The sequence below is a fragment of the Streptomyces sp. NPDC087422 genome (genome assembly GCF_044744145.1).
Taxonomy (GTDB): domain Bacteria; phylum Actinomycetota; class Actinomycetes; order Streptomycetales; family Streptomycetaceae; genus Actinacidiphila.
In genome coordinates this window covers 457,503-477,852 of sequence record NZ_JBIUXT010000004.1, presented here as the reverse complement: position 1 = coordinate 477,852, position 20,350 = coordinate 457,503, and the positions used below count along the sequence as shown (strand labels likewise).

Genomic DNA, 20,350 nt, shown 5'->3' with positions numbered 1-20,350 from the left:
GCTTCACAAGACGGCACAGCGGAGCTGCGCGCCCGGTGTCGCAAGAATCCCCCGAACCGCCCTTCACCGTCGGGCGCACGGCGGTGGGGCTGCGGGGGGCGACGGGGGAGGGCAGCTCGGGCGGGGTGGTGACATCGTGTCGGCCGGGACCCTGTCCGCTGGCACGGGGACACGCCATGGGCCGCTGACCTCCCAGGTCTTTCCTGTGTCGACGTCGATTTCATACCTGTGCGGCACCGCGGCATCAGAGGGTGGGGAATCATATGACTGATAGCGGAATGAGCCATTCCTTCTGGGTGCAGCCGAGGGAACACTCAGCTTCGGATGGCCGGGACGCTCTCTTCCCGCTTCGTCTCCTGCGCCTGCCGCCCGTTGCGGGTTCCGATTCTCCATGGAGCCGTGGGGGTCGGCGCTCGTGCATCCGACCAGTGCAAATAGAGCGGCACTCAAGATCACCCCGAAACGGGTTAATCGCGGAGAATCAGCTACTGTCTGAAATGCGCTCGCGTTAAACATATGGCCTACCGATGCGTCTTTTTGTATGCGACCGGGGAAGCGTCTTCTGGGCGCCTCGCACGCCGCCGTACGCCGACTCCCTGCGCTGGAACGCCCCATGGTCGGCGTTGCTGACACCAGCGACGCCGGACGCTACGTCGGTGACGGAGGGTCAGTCGCCTTCCTGAGTCCCCCGGGGCGGCGACCGCGACGGCATCGTCGCGGTTGAGGGAGTTTGAATGGTCGATCATGAATGCGGCACATCAGCAACGGGTGATGACGCCCTGGGCGCCCTGACTGACGCAAGCTGGGGCAACGGGAGTTTTCCTTCCTGATTCGTGTGCTCCTCCAGGGAGGACCGCACCTCCGCGTCGACTCGGTCATTCCTTTGGGCCGGGGCGGAAATTCTGTCAGATGAGGGCCGTTTCCGGTTGCCCAGGTTTCCGCAGTTGGGGCGGTTCGGGGCAAGGGCCTGCGCGCGGGCAGAGTGCGTGCGAGCTGTGGCCGCCGGTACCCGTCGAGGAGTGCGTCCCGCCGGGATCCGGCGTATGCAGGCCGGGTACGGCGGACGGTTACCCGCAGGTGCCCGGCGCATCCGCCCCCGCTCGTAGACGGTGACGTTGAGATGTGCTGGCAGGGTAGTCACGGTGACCTGGACTGCCTGTCCCGTATTCGAGTAGGCGGTGGAGATGATCTCGATCGCGAGGAGCGAGTCGTCGCCGCTCGGGCCCCCGACGGGTGGCCTCCACCGGCTGCGTCAACCGTGGACGGAGTTCGTCGACGACACTCGACACGGTGTGGCCGGGGCTGGCGAGCGTCTCGGTCAGATTCTCCGGCGTACGGTCGTCCTGCATCCAGGCGCTGCCCCGGACAAGCCGCAGCGGTGCCGTCGTGTCCACCGTGCGGATCACGGTGTCGTTGACGAAATAGGTCCATCGCCGGACAGCGGCCTGCTCTCCTTCCTGCATGCCCAGGCGGCGGCACACGTGGTCGGGAGCAGGTCCGATTTCCGGTTCCTGGCCGCGGACTTCGAATCCCTCGGCGGGCGTCAGGCCGCCGACCAGCGCGGGCACCGAAGCCGAGAGGGCCGGGAAAACGGCCTGGGGGCGTACGGACTGCTTCCCAGTCGAACGGCGGCCACGCGTCGGCTCCCCTCCTGCTGCGGACGACGCTCAGGGTTTTGAGCCGTTCCACTGCCGCTGCGCGCGCGACGCTGGGCCGCGGTCGCCGCCCGGGCTGGGACCCCGCCTCACCTGTATTGACAGGTGAGGGGGCGGGTTGAGACACCTGTTCAGTCGACGCCGCACACCCAGCCGGACTGTGCGGGGAGGAACCTGTTCGACGACACCGAGTTCCTCCGTGAGCACCCGCATGGTGTGGGCGACATCTCGTGTGAGTGTGTGCGTCGGCACCGCAGGGTTAGAAGAGAGGCGGGCCACATAGTCGGCGAGGTCATCGCTCGCAGGGACTAAACGTACAATCTTGGGCCAGTACAAGGCCGTCACCTTCAGCCAACCGTCATCACGTATCCGGAAGAAGGGGGTAGTAGAGGCCGTGTGCCCGGATCGCCTCGCTCATGACACGACGATATGGGTTACCTGCAATTGGTGGATGGCTTCTTCTCCCGCTTATGGCCCTCGTCCTCGGCTCGTGCCGCCACGTACTCGGTCCAGTCGCATCTGACGTAGGCGACCCAGCGGATCGCGGTGTGGCGGTGCGTGCCGGTCAGGTCGGCGAGGATGGGGCTGGGGAGGTTGGTGGCGAGGGCGGAGGTGCGGGCCGCGCGGCACGAGATTCTGTGCCGGTTCAGCTTCTGTGTCATGGAGTGCGTCGAAATCGGCTTCCCCGGGACCAGACCCGCGAACAGCAGTGGTGGACCTGGAGGGGTCTGAGCGAACAGGGCTCGGGGGACGGACCATGGTTCGTCGGCCAGCTGCTGCAGCAGCCCGACCAGTCGTGGCGCCACCATCCGTACGCGCCCAGGACCAGTTTGCGGTTGCCCGCAAGTGCCGTCGGACCCTGAGCCTGATTACCGGCTTCGATCAGGCACTCGGCCGCAGCGCGGGCTCGGGCGACCGTCTCGTCCGTTACGGCAGGGGACCAAGCGGGGACCACACGCGGTGCGCGGTAGTGAGCGATGGACGCATAACTAGGCGTAATGCGCGGGGGATTGGTCCCGAATGGCGCGGAGATTCCCTTGGCCTTCGCGACTGGGGGTCAAGGGGTCGCAGGTTCAAATCCTGTCGTCCCGACGGTGCGCGAAGGGCCCGCTGGACTGGCATTTAGCCAGGTCAGCGGGCCCTTCGGCTTGTCAGCAGCGGTTTCCGTGTGATGAGTCGTTGGAGGCGGCGCTGGGTGGTCTGCGGGGAGCCGTGGCCGGCGATCAACCGCAGGACGTGCAGGGGGACTCCGGCGCCCGCCGTCCAGGTCGGGCCGGCGTCTCTCGGGTCGTGTCGGCGCGGGTGTTCGTAGCCGAGGGTCTGGACGACATCGTCCCAGTGGGTGGCGTCGCGCAGGACGGCGGTGGTGATCCGTCCCCGGTGGGGGCTGGCGAAGAGGCCGGCGTCGGAGTTGGTGGCAGGTTACCTCGGCCCCCGGTGACTGAAAATCTGTGATGGCCGGAGTAGACATTTGGTGGTGGCGTGGGTACGGTTTCTCTTGTACCCAGAGAGACAGAGGGCCCGGCAGAGACGAACTGCCGGGAGGCAGTACGCACATGACGCAGGTCGGTACGGTGGTGGAGTTCCAAAGCCAGGGATGTTGCCAGACGGGCGATGGGACTGACGACCGGACCGGGTGGCCCGCAGTGATCAGGGGCCGCCGTGAGAAGGACCGCAGCGGTAGTAGCGGTAAGTGCAGTGTGCGGTAACCAGCAGCGAAGTCAGTGAGCAGTACCTCGGTGAAGGCGTCGGCTGCGGGCGCGCGCACCGGGAGGTTCGGCAGTGGGGTTCCAAGCCAGAGAAGACGCAGGACGGGCGACGGGGCTGGCTGTCGAAGAGTGGTGCTGGTAGAGGCCATCAGCAGTACAACAAGTGTGCAGTTCACGTTTGGCAGGCAGTTGATCCAGAGGGAAGAACGGAGGAGTTGAGCGCCATCGGGATCGCCCGGGCGGAGTGTTGAGTCCGGGTACCGCAGGACATCGATAGTGAGGTGGTCTCCGGTCAAGCAACCGCGATCCCCGCACCTGCCGCTCACCCTTTGGTGGCGGTGCGGACACAGTAGGCCGACGCAATAGCAGGTCGGCAGATGGTGTAGCAGTTCCTTCGGGGCCCCGGTGCCGGTATGGCACCGGGGCCCCTCCACGCGTTCCGCAGAGAGGTGCGATGACAGCAGGCGACACGAACGGGCGTCTCGATGACGACGACTACCCCGCGTACACCATGGGCCGGGCCGCCGAGATACTCGGTACCACCCAGGGCTTCCTCCGCGCGATCGGCGAAGCCCGCCTGATCACCCCGCTGCGTTCCGCGGGCGGACACCGCCGCTACTCCCGCTACCAACTGCGCATCGCCGCACGCGCCCGCGAGCTCGTCGACCAGGGCACCCCGGTGGAGGCGGCCTGCCGCATCGTGATCCTCGAAGACCAGCTCGAGGAAGCGCAGCGCATCAACGAACAACTACGCCGGTCCCAACCCGGCGACCGGGCCGACGTCTGACCGGTGTCCCTGACGCGAGGGAGCTTCTGCGGGTCGCGGAGGTGCTCCTCATATGTGCACATGATCGCCGAAGACGTTCAGCCGCCGGCTCCTGAGCGTGATTCCCGGTCTGGCGCCGACACGCCGCCCGACGTCGTCCCGGACACCGCCGGTGCACCTTCCGCCGGCGGGCCCGGCCACCGGTCCTTTCCGGCCCGCGCCGCGGAGGGCGTGGTGGAGCGGGTGGTCGCCGGGCCGAAGCCGGGGATGCGTGGCTCGCTGCACGCGGGTGGTCGAATCCGCTTTTGTGGTGTCCCGGCGACGGCCAATCCCTGGGCCTGCCAGGAGAGATGGTGATCGACCACGGGGCCGCTGTGCTCGGGTGCTTGACCAAGCGTACGGAAAAAGATCGGCACTACTCACGAGAGCCGCAGGTCTTTTCCGGTGCAGGCGTCCGGCTCGACGAGCCGTGTGTCGGGGCGGGCCGCGACGGTCGGATCGCGGAGGGGTCCGGACCGGGAAGACCGCCGTGTCCACGCTACGGAGCCACCGGACAGCGAGCCGACTGGGACGGGCCGGGAGCGGCCCGGCGTCAGTCGCAGGTGATGTTCTCCGCGTACAGACCCCTTGGGTTCTGCCCGATGTCGAAGTGGACCCTCTGGCCTTCGGTCAGCCCAGGAAGAGCGTCGTTGACGAGATTGGAGTAGTGCGCGAAGACGTCTTCACCGTCGCCCGACTGCTCGATGAATCCGTATCCTTTAGCTGAATTGAACCATTTCACAGTACCTGTGGCCATTCTGTAACTCCTGCTCGCTCGGCGTGCGGCAACAGATTCGCGAACTCCGCATCTTTGTGGAATTTTCTTGTTCGTGCACCGGTGAAAAGGAAGAACCAGTCGTCAATCACGCGGCTGGCGCGGCCCCACGGGCTGGTGGACGCGGGCATCTGCGGCGAGGCCGCCCGCAGCCCTCTTCCTCGGGCGTCGCCCGAGAGGCCCCTGGCGTCTGCCCCGCCGGCGGCTGGTGGGGCAGAGGGCTGAGCGTCCGCCCGCGACGTGCAAGGGTCGGCGACCGCGGGCTGAGCGTCCGCCCGCGACATGCGAGGGTCGGCGACCGCTCGAATCGGAAGCCTGGCACGGCCGTTGGCCGGGTTGGCGCGGGCCGAGGAGTGACCTCCGCGCTTGGGACGAGGCGGGATCGGGCGCCTGCTGCTCGGAGCCAGGAGCCCGCCGGTGTGCCGCGAGTGTGGGTTCTCCTCGTGGGTCAGGCTGTCACGGGGATGCCGAGCAGTGACTGGGCTGTCCGGAGTGGACTGGAGGCGGTGACGGGGACGTGGGTGGCGGTGTTGCGGCAGGTGTAGCCGAGGCTGAGGAGAGCGCGGGTCATCTCGGCGGCGCTGAAGTCGCGGCGGTCCTGGCGGGTGATCACCTCTCCCACTTGCTTCACGGGGTAGTGGCGTCGGCCGATGATCACGTACTCGCCCGTGACGACCTCGGGTTTGATGCCCTTCATGGACGCTTGCACGCCGCTCTTGGTGAGGTCGAAGGGGAAGTGGGCGATGATGCAGCGCATGGGACCTCGCGGAGATGAGGGGGGATGGGGACAGGAGCCGGTTCGCCCTGGTGAGTGCGGTCCGGCGGCGTTCAGGCCGCCGGGCTGAGTGCGGTACGGCGGCCCTGGGTCTCCGTCGAGGCCGTGGTCGGACGGGCGGAGCGCCGGGCCGCGGCGGGGCGGCTGCGCCGGCCGCGCGCGGAGGCGGCGGACGTGCTGCGCCTGGTGCGGTCGGCGACTGGCTCGGTGATGGTGACGGGCACGCCGGAAGGCGTGCGGGCTCCGGTGATGCGGTTCAACTCGGCTTCCCCGGACCGGATCTGGGTGGTCTGCGGGGTGATGCCTGCGGTGGTCATCAGACGGGTCATCTCGCGGCGCTGGTGAGGCAGGACCAGGGTGACGACCCGACCGGACTCACCGGCGCGGGCGGTGCGTCCACCGCGGTGCAGGTAGTCCTTGTGGTCGGCGGGCGGGTCGACGTTGACCACCAGGTCGAGGTCGTCGACGTGGATGCCGCGGGCGGCCACGTTGGTGGCGACCAGCACCGTGACGTGCCCGGTCTTGAACTGCGCGAGGGTACGGGTGCGCTGCGGCTGCGACTTCCCGCCGTGCAGCGCCGCCGCCCGTACACCGCTCTTGAGCAGGTGCTCGGTGAGCTTGTCGACGGCGTGCTTGGTGTCGAGGAACATCAGCACCCGGCCGTCGCGCGCGGCGATCTCGGTCGTCGTGGCGTGCTTGTCCGCGTTCTGCACGTGCAGAACGTGATGCTCCATGGTGGTGACCGCGCCGGCTGACGGGTCGACGGAGTGGACCACCGGGTCGTTGAGGTAGCGGCGCACCAGCAGGTCGATGTTGCGGTCCAGGGTGGCGGAGAACAGCATCCGCTGGCCGTCGGGGCGCACCTGGTCGAGCAGCGCGGTGACCTGCGGCATGAAGCCCATGTCGGCCATCTGGTCCGCTTCGTCCAGGACGGTGACGCCGACCTGGCCCAGTTGGCACGCGCCGCGGTCGATGAGGTCCTTGAGCCGTCCGGGCGTCGCCACGACGACTTCCGCGCCGCCGCGCAGCGCGCTGATCTGCCGGCCGATGGACATGCCGCCGACGACCGTGGTCATCCGCAGCCGCAGGGCGCGGGCGTACGGGGTGAGGGCGTCGGTGACCTGCTGGGCCAGTTCGCGGGTCGGGACCAGGACCAGGGCCAGCGGTTGCCGGGACTCGGCGCGCTGACCCGCGATACGGGCCAGCAGGGCCAGGCCGAAGGCGAGGGTCTTGCCGGAGCCGGTGCGCCCGCGGCCCAACACGTCACGTCCCGCGAGGGAGTTGGGCAGTGTCGCGGCCTGGATCGGGAAAGGCACGGCCATTCCCTGCGTGGCCAGCGACGTCAGCAGAGCGGCGGGCAGGTCGAGTTCGGCGAAGGTTTCCACCGGCGGCAGGGCCGGAGTGACGGAGACCGGCAGGGCGAACTCGCCCAGCGGGGCCGAGGGCCGCCGGCCGCCGTAGCCGCCGGAGCGGGAAGGGCCGCCGGAACGGCTCGGGGCCTGGCTGCCGCGGTATCCACCACGGCCGGAGCCGGAGCCGGAGCCGGAGCCGGAGCCGGAGCCCGGGGAGCGGGTGCGGGAGTAGCGGTCGGTGGAGCGAACAGTGCGGTTCACGGAGAACCTTCCTCGATGCGGTGCGTCGAGGGATCCCCGGCGGCAGACGAGCCGCACAGGGAGCACAGGAACGAACCGATGAAAGTGAATGTACGAAGCGGGCCATCTGGAGCTCTCGACGAGCTGTCCGGTCGTTCCCGCGGGCACCAGCGGTACTCACACGTTGATGGCGGACCGGGGCTGGACTTCCCCGCTGCGGCAGAGGTGCTCCTCCGGGCGGCCGGGAAGGCGCGCGGGCTGCCATGGCGGCCGGGGGCGGCGGGGGAAACCAAGTAGGCCGGGGCCCGCACCCCAAGGTGCGGGCCCCGGCCTACTGCTACGCGTGAGCGTCAGGCGGGAACGATGTTCTCGGCCTGCGGGCCCTTCTGGCCCTGCGTGACGTCGAACGAAACCTTCTGGCCCTCCTGCAGCTCGCGGAAGCCGGAAGCGGAGATGTTCGAGTAGTGAGCGAACACGTCAGCGCCGCCACCGTCCTGCTCGATGAAGCCGAAACCCTTTTCCGCGTTGAACCACTTCACGGTGCCAGTAGCCATGTCATATCTCCTTCGGGGCAGTGCCCGGAGCCCGCACTGTGCGGCCTCCGCGTCGCCGCGAGGTTGCCCCATCCGGAATGCACCGGAAATACAAAAGTGCTTCCACCGCTTACAGCAGTGAAGGCACTTGAAGTCTTTGGGAACCACAACTGCAACTGGGGAAACCATAGCATGCCACCAGCGGTAATGCTGGATCTCCGATTACTGGCCGCTAAAGGCACGAAATGCTGCGGTCGGTCTGCTGGTATTTCTGTGCCGGCGGTGTCAGATATTCCACCTGGGCTTTGACAGGGTCGGCGGACAGGATGCCGGGGGAGGCGGTAACCGACCGGCCCCTCGCGCGCAGGCGGGCGACGCGTGCGGGGGCTGGCGAACTGCCCGGTCAGCGGCGGCCGGTGGCCAGGATGACGAGGAACTGGCCGCCGCCCGGCTCGATTTCGGCGGTCACCGGCAGCCCGGGAACCAGTCGGGAGAACCGGTCCACCAGCCAATCCGCGGCCTCCTGGGCGTCCCGCCGGGTCGGACAACGGCCCACCATCTCGCGGCCCCCCTTGCGCTCCAGTCTTCCGGCAACGGTAATCAGCGGCGCGGGTTCGACCACGTACAGGCGGTCCGGCCAAGCGATGACCACCTCGACCGCGCCCTTGCGGGTGTTGCAGCCGCGGTGCGCCAGCCGCTCGGCGACCTTGGCCTTCCGGTCGGCGGTCCGGCTGTCCACGCTGGGCCCCCGCGGGTCGTTCACCGACATCTCGGGGTCGACCGGTTCGTCGCACACCCAGCACCGCCAGCCGTCGCGCTCGGCCACATCATCAAGGAGGCTCACCCGGGTAAGCTACCGTGCCCAGCCGGTACCCCGCGCACCTGGGCCGCGGCGGGCGAGGGTCCAGCCGTCAGCCGGGCAAGGCGACTCTCCGTAGCCAAGAGACCGACGAAAACCCACCTGTAATCTCCAATCAGCCGCGATGGCAGGCGGCCAATAAACGACCGCGTTCATACCCGGTCACACGGAGAACGTGAACGCAACAGGCATTGAGCCGTACGCGCGTATCGCCAGTTCATCCCGGTCGGTCTGGAATTCCCGGGCGCTGCCGGAGGCGTCATGACAGTCGGCGCGCCCCCTCCGTTTCCTCCGCCTGCCATCCCTCCTCCACCACGTCCCCGAGCCGCCATCCCGAGACCGCCCCTGACCACCCGTCAGCCGGACCATCCGCAGGCCACACTCTGTCCCCCTGCTCCGCTGGGGGACAGGGCAGGTGCATCGCCTGACTCGCCGCAGGTTCGGGCGCTCGAACCGTTACCACATCCGAGCCGGTACCACCTTGCGGCATCCGGGGGCGTGGGATCTTCCGTTGCTGATCTTCCGTTCACGCTCGCTCTGCGCGACGAAGAGGCCACCCCCCGGGAACTGGAAGCTTTCCCAGCCGCCTTCAGTCTGCGAGTTCTGTGGCGGGGGCTGGATTCGTAGTCACCTGTTTGACCGGTCCGGCAGGCGTGGGCACGCGGGGAGCCGCCTACTGGGGATGGGTGCGTGGTGCCGGGCCCGCTTTACGAGCCGGCTTCCGGGACCCGTGGAGATCTGTTCGCACGAAGGGATGTTCCTGTGCCAAGTCAACTCACGCGTGGCAGGCGGCTTGCACTGTGCGCTGCCGTAGGAGCGGTTGTGGCGGCGGGGGGTGTGGCTGCTCTGGGCTACGGTACGGCCGCAGCGGTTCCGCAGGCAGCGGCGCGGCACACCGCATCGCTGAACCCCTGCACAGCCCAGGACCATCTGCTCACCATCGCCGTTACCACGGATGCCAAGAACGTCGCTGTCGGCGACCGCCTGTGGGACAGCCATGCCCGCTTCGTCAGGAGCACTCACCAGTCCTTCCTGGTCGCCTACGGCCTTGCGAAGGGTCCGGAGCGGGCCGACCCGCTGGACCCGGCCTCGGCGCTGACGGGTCGGACGGTGTACGTCCTCAACGAGTGCTACCGGACCAGCGCCGACATCAGCAGGCACTGGAAGATCACCTCCACGCGGTGGCCCGAGTTCCAGGCTGTCCTCGACTGGATGCACACTCCGGGCACGCAGGTGGTGACCCTGCACGACGGGCAGGTCAGAAACTCCCTCTGGTAGTCCGCGACCCGGCGGCAGTCGGGCGGGCAGGGCTGGTCGGCGCGGCGCGGCGCCTGACTCTAGCTGTCGGCAGTCGACGGCCGGTTCGTCCACGTCAGCGATGCTGGGGTCTTCGGGCGGCGCCCGCTCCGGCGTCTCGCGGCCTTCGGCCGTGGCGGCGCGCAGCCCTGGGGGCGGTATTCCTGAGGCTGCGGGAGAAGGGCCGGCCGCGCGGTGTGGGCGGAGCGGCCAGCGGCTGCAGGCCGGTGAGGCGCAGCCGGGCCCCTGGGACTGTTATCTCCTGGGCGGCGACGACGAGGGTCGGGCGGTCAAGACCCGGTTCCGACCAACCACCGGGACCGGCCGGGCTGGACCGAAGCGATACGCGCCTACTACTGGCTCGTGCCCTTCACCGATGACCCGGACCTGGCAGACCAGGCAGAGCGCAGCCGGACCGTCCTCACCGGCCTGGGCTTCGACGCCATCGACCGCGCCGGCCTCCACCTCACTCTCGGCCGCATCGGACTGGCCCACGACGTCACCGAACGCCAACTCGCCCGTCTCGTTGACCTGGCCGGACACCACCTGCCGTCGGCGGCTACCGTGCACGCGATCCCCACGACAGGCTCCCGCGGCACCGTCCGATTACAGCCTCGCACCTTGGACCCCCGTCCGTCGGCTCCACTCCCACCTCGACACGTCGACTCGCGCCGCGGGGCTGCCCGGCCTACACCCCACTCCGACGCTGCGCCCCCACATCGGCATCGCCTACTCCAACCGGGTACAGCCCGCCGCATGAAGGTTGGTATCCAGTCGGATACGCCGAGTCCCGTGATCACGTCCTGGACGCGGTCGATGTGGAGGAGACGGTGGCCCTCAACGCGGTCGCTGCGTCGCGGCCGACGGCACCGAAGTGTGGCGTTCGCAGTTCGAGCCGGAGGCGGCCCAGCAGCACGGACACCGGCCCGGCTGCATGGAGTTCCACGCGGGCACGGCGGACACGGACAGTGCCTGCTACGTCCAGCCCCTTGGCGCTGGACCGAGTCTCGCGACCGCCCTGAACAACGCATTGCGTGCGGGGCGTTGGAACACGGCGGCGACGTTCGACTGTCAGATGCCGTCAGGTGAGGCAGACCGGAGAAGGGACGCCTTGTGAGGTGCGGGCCCAGGTTGCCAGGTAGCAACCATGGTCCACACGCGGTGCGCGGTAGTGAGCGATGGAGGACTTCGCGATTTGGTGATCAAGGAGTCGCAGGTTCACATCCTGTCGTCCCGACGGTGCACGAGGGCCCGCCGACCAGGTCAGCGCAACTTCACCCTGGACCAAGATCGTCTCAACCGGCGGTGAGCCCGCGCGGCCCGGGGCTGCCGGTGAACTACCAGCGCAATAAGGTGAGTTGAGTCTCCGGGCAGTACCCTGTGGTGCTTTGCGGCGACCACAGGGAGATCACGATGCACTACCGGAATCCCCGTTTCGAGCACTGGCCGGTCTACGAGGACATCACCGACACCTACTACCGGCACGGCCGCTTCTTCTACGGCGAGGACCGGGACGGCCACCTGCGGGTGGGGCGCGTCGTGGCCTTCTACCGGTACCTGCATCCCATCAACACCTCTGCCGTCGAGCCGGTCGTGCGCTTCGTCGGCACCGGCGGGGTGGAGGGCGAGCCCGAGTACGTGTCGCTGGGTGAGGTGACCGAGCGGTGGTGGATCGGCCGGACCGCCGAGGACGTCGAACAGGCGTGGCGGGCGGCATCCACGACCGGGGAGTGGCCGCAGCCGCAGACCGGCGGGCCGGGACAGCACTCTGCGGCACCCTTCTACGTTGATCCGGCGCACTACCTGCTGTACTACGCGGCCCGTGACGACGACCGGTCCTACCTCGGCCGGGTCGTCGGGTGGGATCCGCCGCTGGATCCCAATGAGCTTCCCACGCCGATCGTGCGCCTCTACCAGCCGGACGGCAGCCTGGACGAGGAGGGCCAGTACGAGGGGCTGGACCTGCCGGTCGGCGGTTACGTCGCCGGGACGCTGGATGCAGCCCGGGACTACCTCGACAAGTAGCGGTAACGGGTGCCCCATGCCCTGCCGCGCGAGGGGAGGCGCGGCGGGGCGCTGTCGAGCCGCTGTTCGCGGGAAATGCCTGGGCCCGCCGCCATTCGGTGGAGCGTGCCCAGTCGTGGCGATGCGGAATCTCCACGCCCACGGCCGAGTCCACGGCCGATCCGCGCGCACGGCGCGGGTGGCTCACTCGGCGCGCTGGCCGACCCGGAGGACGCTCAGATAGCGGCGTGCTGCTCGGTCGCCCATCCGCGTGCGGACGCGCTCGGCTACCGCGTCGAGCAGGGGCTCACGGATGTCGCGGTCGAGCCTCCGGTACAGCGACAACGAGCGGAGGTGATCGGCAAAGCCGTCTCCGTCGAACCATTGCACGGTCGGGTACCAGCGCACGATCGGTGGGCCGAACAGTCCTCCGGGATCGTCGACCAGGCCCCAGCCCTGGTCGGTGGCGCGCACGTCGTCCTCCAGGGGAGGATGACGCCAGTCGGGGTCCCCGGGGCAGAGCTGCTCGTGGAGGTCGGCGGTCTCGGCGTAGAGCTCCTGCTCTCCCGGCCGGCGGACGACGACGTGGCCGAGCACCGCCATCCAGCCTCCGGGACGGAGCACGTCGTGCGCCCGTTGCCAGCCGATCGACGGGTCGACCCAGTGCCACGAGGACGCGGCCACGAGAGCGTCGAAGCGTCGGCCGCGGTCGTCCCACTCCTCGAACGTCGACGTCTCGACGTCGACGTTGCCGAAGGACGCGATCCGTTGGCGAGCGAGCGCGGCCATCTCCGCGCCCGGCTCGACGGCGGTCACTGAGCAGCCGAGTGCTGCCAGCGAGCGCGTCGCCTGACCGGTGCCGCAGCCCACTTCCAGCACCGACGACCTGTCGTCCGTGCCGGTGACGGCGACAAGGTCCGCGAACAGTTCGTCGGGGTAGCCCGGCCGGACCCGGTCGTAGAGCTCCGGCACGTCGTTGAACACCCGGCCGAGGTCGCGCGGATTCGGGCGCATCTCCGGAGTATCGGTCATGGGCGTACAAGCTATGAGGTTCGTCCACGGGGACGCCACTGGTTTAACGGCGGCTCCTCGACAGCAGCCGTGTCGGTCCTCTCTGTCTGCCCTGCGCGACGGCCCCGCAGCGGGTCGCGGCGGTGGGGGACAGGTGGAAGGCCGGGGCGAGGTGCGGCGGGCCGGCGCCGACGGCCAGCGCTTCCCGGAGTGACGCGGCGCATCAAGGGTCAGGCGTGTCGTGCTTGTGGGCATTTGCGCATTTCGCGATGCTTGACGCGACATTGGTCGGCATCGTGTGGAGGCGTTTCATGGGTTCATCACGTGGCGTCAGTCGGCGTGCGCTGCTGGCGTCGGCCCCGGCGCTGGCGACGGGGGCGCTGCTCGCGCCCCGGGCCGCAGCCGCGCCCGCGCCGTTCCCGCAGCCGCCGGTCATCCGCTCCCAGGGCGGCGTCCTGTCGACCTCTCTGCGGGTCGCGTTCACCCGCGGCGTGCTGCCCGGCGTCGGCAACGTCAACCTCCGGCTCTACAACGGGCATGTGAACGGGCCCACACTTCGGCTGCGCCTGGGCGACGTGCTCGACCTGGAGCACGTCAACGACCTGCCGCCCAACCCCGACCAGACCTCCCACGCCGACCACAACGTCCCGCACAAGTTCAACTCGATCAATGTTCACACTCATGGCCTGCACGTCTCGCCGACGGGGAACGCGGACAACGTCTTCCGCGAGTTCACCCCCTACGACCCGCGCAACGGCCTGAACACGCGCAGCTACCGCAGCCGGATCGAGATTCCCGCGGATCACGAGGGCGGCACGTTCTGGTACCACCCCCACGTACACGGAGCAGCCGCCGTCCAGTTGTCCAGCGGGCTGATGGGCGCCCTGATCGTCGAGGGGGCCATCGACCAGGTCCCGCAGGTGGCCGCCGCGAGCGACCTGGTGATGTGCGTCGGCGAACTGAAGCTCGCCCGGGGCCAGGTACCCGACCTGCACGCCGAGGACGATCTCAGCTCGGTTCCCTCGACCTTCGTCGTGAACGGGAACTACCGGCCGCAGGTGCGACTGCGCGTGGGCGAGGTACAGCGCTGGCGCCTGGTCAACGCCTCCGCGTTCACCGTCCTGCCGATCGAGGTGGAGGGGCACACCCTGCACCAGATCGCCATGGACGGCATCGCCTTCACCCGGCCCGTGGAGCGCGAGCGCGTCACCCTGGCCATGGGCAACCGCGCGGACGTCATGATCCGCGCACAGCGCCCGGGCAACTACCGGATCATGGCCGGGGACACCCTGCTGGCCACCATGACCGTGCAGTCGGGACCCGGCGTACGGATGGACCTGCCCACCGAGCTGCCCGGCCCCGCGCCGTTCATCGACCCGGCCGAGGTGACCCGGCGCCGGGCCCTGACCTTCCACAGCGACATGGACGCCTTCCCCGGACAGGCGTTCACCCACGCCTTCCGCATCACCGGTGACGGCGCGACCCCCGCCACCCGCGACGCGGCTGACCCGTCGGATCCGACCTACGGGCGATTCGACCCCTCCTACGTCAACCACACGCTGCGGCTCGGCGACACCGAGGAATGGACGCTCACCAACGACTCCGCCAGCCACGCCAATCACCCCTTCCACCTGCACACCAACCACTTCCTGGTCACCGCCGTCGACGGCCGCGCACTCGACACACCCGTCTGGCAGGACACCGTCGCCATCAACAAGTCCGGCTCGGTGACCCTCCGCGTCCGCTTCAAGGACTTTCCCGGCCGGGCCCTGGTGCACTGCCATCACCTCCAGCACGAAGACCGCGGCATGATGCAACTCATCGAATACGTCTCCTGACCAGGGCGGGGACCAAGTCTGTTGCTCGACGCCCGGCCGGCCCTACTCGGTCGTCCCGGCCCTGGAGACCGACCGTCGAGCCGCTCTTCGCCGCAGGCCAGCGGACCGAGGGCGATCCGGAGGCCCTGACCGTGCTGGACGCCGCCTACGACGCCCGTCGATGCCCGCCACCAGGTGGTCGGGGCAGCGGGCAGCGCCCTGCGGCTCGCGGATGCCGGGGACGCTGCCAGGGCGAGGTTGCGCGAGCTGGTGACCGAGCTGCGCGGTGCGGTCCACGAGGGCATCAGCGACGAAGGGCACGTAGTCGCGCTCAAGGTGCTGCGCAAGATGGTCGCCAACGTCGAGCGCAGCAAAGCCTCCGGGTCGGCTTCTTCCTCTCGGCCTGCCGCCGAACCGGTCGGGGGAGACTGTGCGTAGGGTGCGGAAGCCGGTTGACGGCGGCGCTGGCCAGCGTCTTGGGCATGGTCGAATCGACGTCTGAGGGGTACAGGTTCGAGGCGGCACGCCGAGCGGGCGAACGGGACCGTCGTGGGCGGTGGCCATGGGATGCGTCCGTAGGTGAGGTCGGTAGCCTGCCTTCATGGTTTCGGGCGAGGGGGCCGGGCACATCGGTGCCGATCTTGAGGGTCAGGGCTGGGGTGCGACGCGTGCCTGGGTGGAGAAGGGGCTGTCAGCGGCCGAGCGCATCGAGGACGTCGTACGGTTGCGTGGCGGCTGGACGTCGGAGATGCGCCGCCTGGGCATCTGCGGGCCGGGCGGTCGACGCTCACTAGTCCTGCGGTCCTTTGCGAAGCCCTTCTTCGTCCGGCACGCGGAGGGCCTGCTGACCCGCGAGGCAGCCGTCCTGCGCCTGCTCGGCGACACGGACGTGCCCGCAGCCACGCTTGTGGCGGTGGACGCAACGGCGCGCTACTGCGACCATCCCTCCTTGCTGATGTCCCTGCTGCCCGGGACCGTGGGCCTGGGCGATGAAGGGGCCGATCGGCGTGCCGAACTGCTTGCCCGTCAATTGCTCCGCATCCACCGGCTGCCGGTGACCGCGGAGGCCCGGCCGCGCACCTATCAGGCGTGGACCTCTCCCGAGCGGGTGAGCCCGCCCGAAGACACCGAGCGGCCTGAGCTGTGGCAACGGGCCGTGGACGTGATCCGCCGCGAGCCCCCGGACTACCGGGCCTGTTTCCTGCACCGGGACTTCCATCCCGGCAATGTCCTCTTCACTGGTGACGGCGACGGTCTGCGGATCAGCGGCGTCGTCGACTGGGTGGAGACCTCGTGGGGGCCGGCCGACCTGGACGTGGCGCACTGCTCGACGGCCCTGGCCCTGCTGCACGGGGTTCCCGCAGGCATGCTCTTCGCCGACCGCTACCTCGAGGCGGGAGGAACGCTGGCCGAGGACCGCGCCGCGCATCTCTACTGGCGTCTGCTGGACGCGTTGGCCTTCGCTCCGAACGCCGAGAAGGTCGCCATTCCCTGGCGCGAGGTGGGCCGTGCTGATCTGACCCCCACCGTGCTGACCAGGCGGCTGGAGGGATACCTCCAGGCCCTTTTCGACCGGTACGCATGAATCCGGACCGGTGGCCCGGCCGCCAGCGGTCCTGGGCGGACGCGATCAGCGGCGGTCTCCCGCTGCGGCAAGCGGCTCAGCCACGCGGGAGCGGTGGGCGTTGACCGTCTCGTCAACTGCCTGACCGAGGTTGGCCCAGGAGATACCGGTCCCCGACCTGCGGTGCAGGCGGCGGCGGTGTTGCCGTAGAGCGCGCACTGCGAGGCACCGCTCGGCGAGGTCGTAGGTGGTGTGCGGCACCGAGGCGACCGGCTGGGCCTGGTCGGTGTTGGGCGCGGCCAGCAGGGTCTGCGTCGCGGAGGGGTAGGACAGCCGGGCCACCGAGTCGCCGGGCCGCACCGGCGGCTGGGCTGGTGATCGACGTCGGCTTGTGCGCGGTGTAGCCGAAGGACGTCGTGCGGTTGAGGGTGTCGTTCACCGAGGCCAGGTCCCCGGAGCCGTTGACGGCGTATGTCACGGTGCGGACCGTATCGTCGGATGCCGTCTGATTCAGGGTCGTCGTAGCGCCATTGAGCAGATCCCGCGCGCCGTCGGCGGCATACGTCTCCGCGAAGAACTTCGCCGTGACCTTCCTCATGACATGACCCGCGTTATCCGGGGAATGTCCGTGCGCGGCCGGAGAAGCGAGGCCGCCCGGCCAGGGGGGAGGCGCAATGCGCAGGAGAGGCCGAGGCGCGGGAGGGTCGGCGACGCCGCCTCGTGCTCGGGGGGCGGGGCGTTTCGGCTTCGGCGCCGTCGACCAGAAGGGTTTGACCCGGTTGGTGGGCTTGGCGTCTCTCGTGATCGTCGGTGGTACGGAGGGCGGAAGGGGCGTCGCTTCGCGGGGGAGCGGAGCGGCGGCGCCTCGGGGGATCACCCGGCTGCCTCTCACCCGTATGGCTTAGAGTTCCGCGAGGATCGCTTGATCCCGTTGAGAGAGGATTCCCTGTGGCTGGCAAAGACATCGCTAAGCGCTTGATCGGTCTGCTGTCCGTCCGGGGTGAGGATCTGGCCGCCGAGTGGGCCGACAAGGTGACCGGTTCGCTCGGCGGACGAGTGAGCCGTTCCGAGGTCGAGCGGGAGCTCCGGGAGATCTACGCCGCGCTGCTGGCCGCGCTCGGCAGCGGGAGCGTGGACGGGCACGACGAGGCGTTCGGCGAGGTACGTGCGCTGCTGACCGAACTGTCGCGGAACCGGGCCATGCAGGGCTTCGCTCCCACCGAGACCGCCGTGAGCGTGTTCGCGCTCAGGGAGGTCCTGGCGCCGGCGCTGGAGGGCGAGGACAGCGACCCGCAGGCGTACCTGCAGTTCGCCGCGCTGCTGGACACGCTCGGGCTGTTCACCATCGAGGTCTACACCCGTACCCGCGAAGGGCTGATCGCGGCGCAGGCGGAGCAGTTGCTGGAGCTGTCCACCCCGGTCGTGAAGCTGTGGGACGGCGTGGTCGGCGTCCCGCTGGTCGGAACCCTGGACTCGGCGCGCACCATGGTGGTCATGGAGAAGATGCTCCAGGCACTGATCGACACCGGGTCGGAGCAGGCGATCATCGACATCACCGGTGTGCCCGCCGTGGACACCGAGGTCGCCCAGCATCTGCTGAAGACCGTCGTGGCGGCCCGGCTCATGGGCGCCGAGTGCACGATCTCCGGCATCCGCCCGCAGATCGCCCAGACCATCGTGGCGCTGGGCATCGACTTCGGTGACATCGTCACCAAGGCCACGCTGGCGGACGCCCTGCGGCACGCGCTGCGCCGTTCCGGAGTCACGGTCTCCCGTACGGCGCCGCAGGCCGGTGGCCGATGAGCGAGCAGGTACCCGTCCTGCGGATCGGGCAGGTACTTCTGGTCTCGATCCAGACCGACCTCGACGACCAGGCCGTGATGCGACTCCAGGACGACCTCGCCGCCGCGGTGGTGGACACCGGCGCGCACGGGGCGATCATCGACATCACCGCCGTGGAGATCGTCGACTCGTTCGTCGGCCGCATGCTGGCCACCATCGCCAACCTCGCCCGGCTGCTGGACGCCCAGACCGTCGTGGTGGGCATGCGCCCCGCCGTCGCGATCACCCTGGTCGAACTCGGCCTCTCGCTCGGCAACGTACGGACCGCGCTCACCTTGGACAAGGGCCTGCGCATGCTCGAACACGACCGCGTCGGGCACGGCTTCGAAAGCACCGTGCCGGACGCCGCGGCTGACGCATGAACGGCGCCTCCCGTACCCCGGAGGTACTGGAGATCACCGCCACCACCCAGGTCGTACAGGCCCGCCAGTTGGTGCGCGCGCTGGCACAGGAATGCCGGTTCTCCCTGGTGGAGCAGACCAAGCTGATCACCGCGGCCAGTGAACTGGCCCGCAACACCCTCATCCACGGCGGCGGGGGCACCATGACCGCACTGTTGGTGGAGCAGCACGGACGGCGCGGCGTGCGGCTCGTCTTCACCGACGACGGACCGGGCATCGCGGACATCGACCTGGCGATGACCGACGGCTGGACCTCGGACAGCGGAATGGGCCTGGGACTGCCCGGTTCCAAGCGGCTGGTCGACGACTTCGTACTGGAGACGACGCCCGGCGAAGGCACCACCGTCACCATCACCAAGTGGGTCCGATGACGACCCCCGGTTCCCCCGGGCTGGCCGACTGCGAGGACGTGGCCTGGTTCCGCGACCGGCTCGACGCCGCGCGTGGCGCGGCGGCGGCGCTCGGCCGCCGGATCGGCCTGGGCGATCAGCGCACCGCCGAGTTGGTCCTGGCCGTCTCGGAACTGGCGGCCAACATCACCAAGCACGCCGTCGACGGCTCCCTGCTGCTGCGGGTGCTGCGCAGCCACGCCGAGTCCGCGGGGAACGTGGTGGCAGGTGTGGAGGTGATCGCTGTCGACAGCGGTCCCGGCATGGCCGACGTCTCCGCCGCCCTGCGGGACGGGATGTCGACCGCGGGCACGCTGGGCATCGGCCTGGGCGCCGTACAGCGTCTCGCCGACACCTTTGACATCCACTCCCAACCGGGCGTCGGCACCGTCCAGTTGGCCCGCTTCTGGCCGCGCTCCGCGGCGCCCGCCACGGCCGGGGAACCCGCCGTCGGAGGCATCACCCGCCCGATCAGCGGCGAACAGTCCTGCGGCGACGCGTGGGCCGCGCGTATGGACGCGCGGACAACGGCGCCGCGTGGCCAAGCGCCGACAGCCCCTGACCAGGCCGCCGGCGCACCGCCCAGTTGGTCGGACCTGACCAGCCCCCGTCCCACCGCGGTCAGCGCCGCGGACGCCGGCCTCCGGGCCGGTCCGTGGCCGGGTTCGGGCGGCCGTCCGGCGTCGGCACACGGAGGCGACCGTCCGGCGTCGGTACACGGAGGCGACCGTCCTGCGCCCGTACACGGGGGCGGACGTCCCGCGTCGGTGCGCGGAGGCGCGCGTCCCGCGCCCGTGCGGGGCGCCGTGCCAGGGCCCGGCGAGGGCCTGCTCGTCATGTCCTGCGACGGACTGGGCCACGGCCCGCTGGCCGCGCTGGCCGCACAGGCGGCCGTCCAGGCGTTCCGCACCGGATCCGGTCATACGCCCGAGCAGGTGATGGAAGAAGTGCACCGCGCGCTACGCGGCACCCGCGGCGCCGCCGTGGCCGTCGCCCGTCTCGAGCCCGACGGGCGGGTGCTGTTCTGCGGCGTCGGAAACATCACCGCGGTCCTGCTCACCCGGACCACCCGCACCACGTTGCTGTCCCACCCCGGCATCGTCGGCCACCAGACGCACCAACTGCGCACCCATGAATACCGGATGCCCGCACAGGGCGCGCTGGTGATGCACTCCGACGGGCTCAGCGAACGCTGGAAAGGCGCCGATCTGGCCGGGATGCTGCACCATCCGCCCGCGGTGATCGCCACGGGACTGCTGCGCCTGGCCGCGACCCGCCGTGACGACGCCAGCGCAGTGATCGCCAAAGCGGCCCAGTGAGCCC

Annotated in this window: 18 protein-coding genes and 1 pseudogene; 10 read left to right on the top strand and 9 right to left on the bottom strand. The window is 69.6% G+C overall.

Features of this window, described 5'->3' with window-relative positions:
• Window positions 1-1,067 precede the first annotated feature (1,067 nt).
• Window positions 1,068-1,568, bottom strand: a complete 501-nt coding sequence (locus ACIO6U_RS15380; RefSeq protein ID WP_401719182.1) for a UTRA domain-containing protein — start codon at window positions 1,566-1,568, stop codon at window positions 1,068-1,070.
• 521 nt (window positions 1,569-2,089) lie between these two features.
• Window positions 2,090-2,317 (bottom strand): hypothetical protein, encoded by a 228-nt coding sequence (locus tag ACIO6U_RS15375; protein WP_401719179.1) that lies wholly within the window; start codon window positions 2,315-2,317, stop codon window positions 2,090-2,092.
• A 1,501-nt stretch (window positions 2,318-3,818) separates the two neighbouring features.
• On the opposite strand from ACIO6U_RS15375, the gene ACIO6U_RS15370 reads away from it, so the two are divergent.
• Window positions 3,819-4,151, top strand: coding sequence for a MerR family transcriptional regulator (locus ACIO6U_RS15370; RefSeq protein ID WP_401719176.1), 333 nt, complete (start codon window positions 3,819-3,821; stop codon window positions 4,149-4,151).
• A gap of 571 nt (window positions 4,152-4,722) precedes the next feature.
• On the opposite strand, the gene ACIO6U_RS15365 is transcribed toward ACIO6U_RS15370, so the two are convergent.
• From ACIO6U_RS15365 to ACIO6U_RS15345, 5 genes are all read right to left on the bottom strand, one after another.
• Window positions 4,723-4,926, bottom strand: a complete 204-nt coding sequence (locus tag ACIO6U_RS15365; protein WP_355342726.1) for a cold-shock protein — start codon at window positions 4,924-4,926, stop codon at window positions 4,723-4,725.
• Window positions 4,927-5,392: 466 nt separating this feature from the next.
• Window positions 5,393-5,701 carry an SCO5918 family protein gene (locus ACIO6U_RS15360; RefSeq protein WP_355342723.1) on the bottom strand — a complete coding sequence of 103 codons (309 nt, stop codon included), beginning with the start codon at window positions 5,699-5,701 and terminating at the stop codon, window positions 5,393-5,395.
• A 71-nt stretch (window positions 5,702-5,772) separates the two neighbouring features.
• Complete coding sequence (locus ACIO6U_RS15355; RefSeq protein ID WP_401719172.1) at window positions 5,773-7,332, bottom strand: DEAD/DEAH box helicase; 1,560 nt, start codon at window positions 7,330-7,332, stop codon at window positions 5,773-5,775.
• A 329-nt stretch (window positions 7,333-7,661) separates the two neighbouring features.
• The gene (locus ACIO6U_RS15350) at window positions 7,662-7,865 is read right to left on the bottom strand and encodes a cold-shock protein (protein ID WP_311297653.1); all 204 of its coding nucleotides are present in this window, start codon (window positions 7,863-7,865) and stop codon (window positions 7,662-7,664) included.
• 382 nt (window positions 7,866-8,247) lie between these two features.
• The gene (locus tag ACIO6U_RS15345; RefSeq protein ID WP_355342716.1) at window positions 8,248-8,688 is read right to left on the bottom strand and encodes a hypothetical protein; all 441 of its coding nucleotides are present in this window, start codon (window positions 8,686-8,688) and stop codon (window positions 8,248-8,250) included.
• An 852-nt stretch (window positions 8,689-9,540) separates the two neighbouring features.
• Here ACIO6U_RS15345 and ACIO6U_RS15340 point away from each other — a divergent pair.
• Window positions 9,541-9,981: a hypothetical protein gene (locus tag ACIO6U_RS15340; protein WP_391162953.1), complete on the top strand. Its 441-nt coding sequence runs from the start codon at window positions 9,541-9,543 to the stop codon at window positions 9,979-9,981.
• Between the two features lie 1,431 nt (window positions 9,982-11,412).
• Complete coding sequence (locus tag ACIO6U_RS15335) at window positions 11,413-12,024, top strand: hypothetical protein (RefSeq protein ID WP_401719167.1); 612 nt, start codon at window positions 11,413-11,415, stop codon at window positions 12,022-12,024.
• 183 nt (window positions 12,025-12,207) lie between these two features.
• On the opposite strand, the gene ACIO6U_RS15330 is transcribed toward ACIO6U_RS15335, so the two are convergent.
• Window positions 12,208-13,035 carry a class I SAM-dependent methyltransferase gene (locus tag ACIO6U_RS15330; protein ID WP_401719165.1) on the bottom strand — a complete coding sequence of 276 codons (828 nt, stop codon included), beginning with the start codon at window positions 13,033-13,035 and terminating at the stop codon, window positions 12,208-12,210.
• A 290-nt stretch (window positions 13,036-13,325) separates the two neighbouring features.
• On the opposite strand from ACIO6U_RS15330, the gene ACIO6U_RS15325 reads away from it, so the two are divergent.
• The 3 genes and pseudogenes from ACIO6U_RS15325 (at window position 13,326) to ACIO6U_RS15315 (ending at window position 16,416) form a co-directional block, all read left to right on the top strand.
• Window positions 13,326-14,852: a multicopper oxidase family protein gene (locus ACIO6U_RS15325; protein WP_401719163.1), complete on the top strand. Its 1,527-nt coding sequence runs from the start codon at window positions 13,326-13,328 to the stop codon at window positions 14,850-14,852.
• Window positions 14,853-15,038: 186 nt separating this feature from the next.
• Window positions 15,039-15,269: pseudogene (locus ACIO6U_RS15320) on the top strand (hypothetical protein); the annotation flags it as partial.
• 163 nt (window positions 15,270-15,432) lie between these two features.
• Window positions 15,433-16,416, top strand: a complete 984-nt coding sequence (locus ACIO6U_RS15315) for a phosphotransferase family protein (protein WP_401719160.1) — start codon at window positions 15,433-15,435, stop codon at window positions 16,414-16,416.
• Window positions 16,417-16,461: 45 nt separating this feature from the next.
• Here ACIO6U_RS15315 and ACIO6U_RS15310 read toward each other — a convergent pair whose 3' ends face one another.
• Window positions 16,462-16,755, bottom strand: coding sequence for a hypothetical protein (locus tag ACIO6U_RS15310; RefSeq protein WP_401719157.1), 294 nt, complete (start codon window positions 16,753-16,755; stop codon window positions 16,462-16,464).
• A 588-nt stretch (window positions 16,756-17,343) separates the two neighbouring features.
• On the opposite strand from ACIO6U_RS15310, the gene ACIO6U_RS15305 reads away from it, so the two are divergent.
• The 4 genes from ACIO6U_RS15305 to ACIO6U_RS15290 are packed head-to-tail and all read left to right on the top strand — an operon-like array spanning window position 17,344 to window position 20,346.
• Window positions 17,344-18,198: an STAS domain-containing protein gene (locus ACIO6U_RS15305; protein ID WP_355342695.1), complete on the top strand. Its 855-nt coding sequence runs from the start codon at window positions 17,344-17,346 to the stop codon at window positions 18,196-18,198.
• A complete protein-coding gene (locus tag ACIO6U_RS15300) occupies window positions 18,195-18,599 on the top strand; it encodes an STAS domain-containing protein (RefSeq protein ID WP_355342692.1) in 405 nt (134 codons plus the stop codon). The genes ACIO6U_RS15305 and ACIO6U_RS15300 overlap by 4 nt, the downstream gene beginning before the upstream one ends.
• Window positions 18,596-19,009 carry an anti-sigma regulatory factor gene (locus ACIO6U_RS15295; protein ID WP_355342689.1) on the top strand — a complete coding sequence of 138 codons (414 nt, stop codon included), beginning with the start codon at window positions 18,596-18,598 and terminating at the stop codon, window positions 19,007-19,009. The genes ACIO6U_RS15300 and ACIO6U_RS15295 overlap by 4 nt, the downstream gene beginning before the upstream one ends.
• Window positions 19,006-20,346 (top strand): SpoIIE family protein phosphatase, encoded by a 1,341-nt coding sequence (locus ACIO6U_RS15290; RefSeq protein WP_401719152.1) that lies wholly within the window; start codon window positions 19,006-19,008, stop codon window positions 20,344-20,346. The genes ACIO6U_RS15295 and ACIO6U_RS15290 overlap by 4 nt, the downstream gene beginning before the upstream one ends.
• Window positions 20,347-20,350 lie beyond the last annotated feature (4 nt).

What these genes read in the sequence shown, in the direction of transcription:
- ACIO6U_RS15290 (WP_401719152.1), top strand. Translation starts at nt 19,006, where the DNA reads ATGACGACCCCCGGTTCCCCCGGGCTGGCCGACTGCGAGGACGTGGCC.
- ACIO6U_RS15300 (WP_355342692.1), top strand. Translation starts at nt 18,195, where the DNA reads ATGAGCGAGCAGGTACCCGTCCTGCGGATCGGGCAGGTACTTCTGGTC.
- ACIO6U_RS15370 (WP_401719176.1), top strand. Translation starts at nt 3,819, where the DNA reads ATGACAGCAGGCGACACGAACGGGCGTCTCGATGACGACGACTACCCC.
- ACIO6U_RS15295 (WP_355342689.1), top strand. Translation starts at nt 18,596, where the DNA reads ATGAACGGCGCCTCCCGTACCCCGGAGGTACTGGAGATCACCGCCACC.
- ACIO6U_RS15325 (WP_401719163.1), top strand. Translation starts at nt 13,326, where the DNA reads ATGGGTTCATCACGTGGCGTCAGTCGGCGTGCGCTGCTGGCGTCGGCC.
- ACIO6U_RS15375 (WP_401719179.1), bottom strand. Translation starts at nt 2,317, where the DNA reads ATGACACAGAAGCTGAACCGGCACAGAATCTCGTGCCGCGCGGCCCGC.
- ACIO6U_RS15335 (WP_401719167.1), top strand. Translation starts at nt 11,413, where the DNA reads ATGCACTACCGGAATCCCCGTTTCGAGCACTGGCCGGTCTACGAGGAC.
- ACIO6U_RS15315 (WP_401719160.1), top strand. Translation starts at nt 15,433, where the DNA reads ATGGTTTCGGGCGAGGGGGCCGGGCACATCGGTGCCGATCTTGAGGGT.
- ACIO6U_RS15365 (WP_355342726.1), bottom strand. Translation starts at nt 4,926, where the DNA reads ATGGCCACAGGTACTGTGAAATGGTTCAATTCAGCTAAAGGATACGGA.
- ACIO6U_RS15360 (WP_355342723.1), bottom strand. Translation starts at nt 5,701, where the DNA reads ATGCGCTGCATCATCGCCCACTTCCCCTTCGACCTCACCAAGAGCGGC.
- ACIO6U_RS15330 (WP_401719165.1), bottom strand. Translation starts at nt 13,035, where the DNA reads ATGACCGATACTCCGGAGATGCGCCCGAATCCGCGCGACCTCGGCCGG.
- ACIO6U_RS15350 (WP_311297653.1), bottom strand. Translation starts at nt 7,865, where the DNA reads ATGGCTACTGGCACCGTGAAGTGGTTCAACGCGGAAAAGGGTTTCGGC.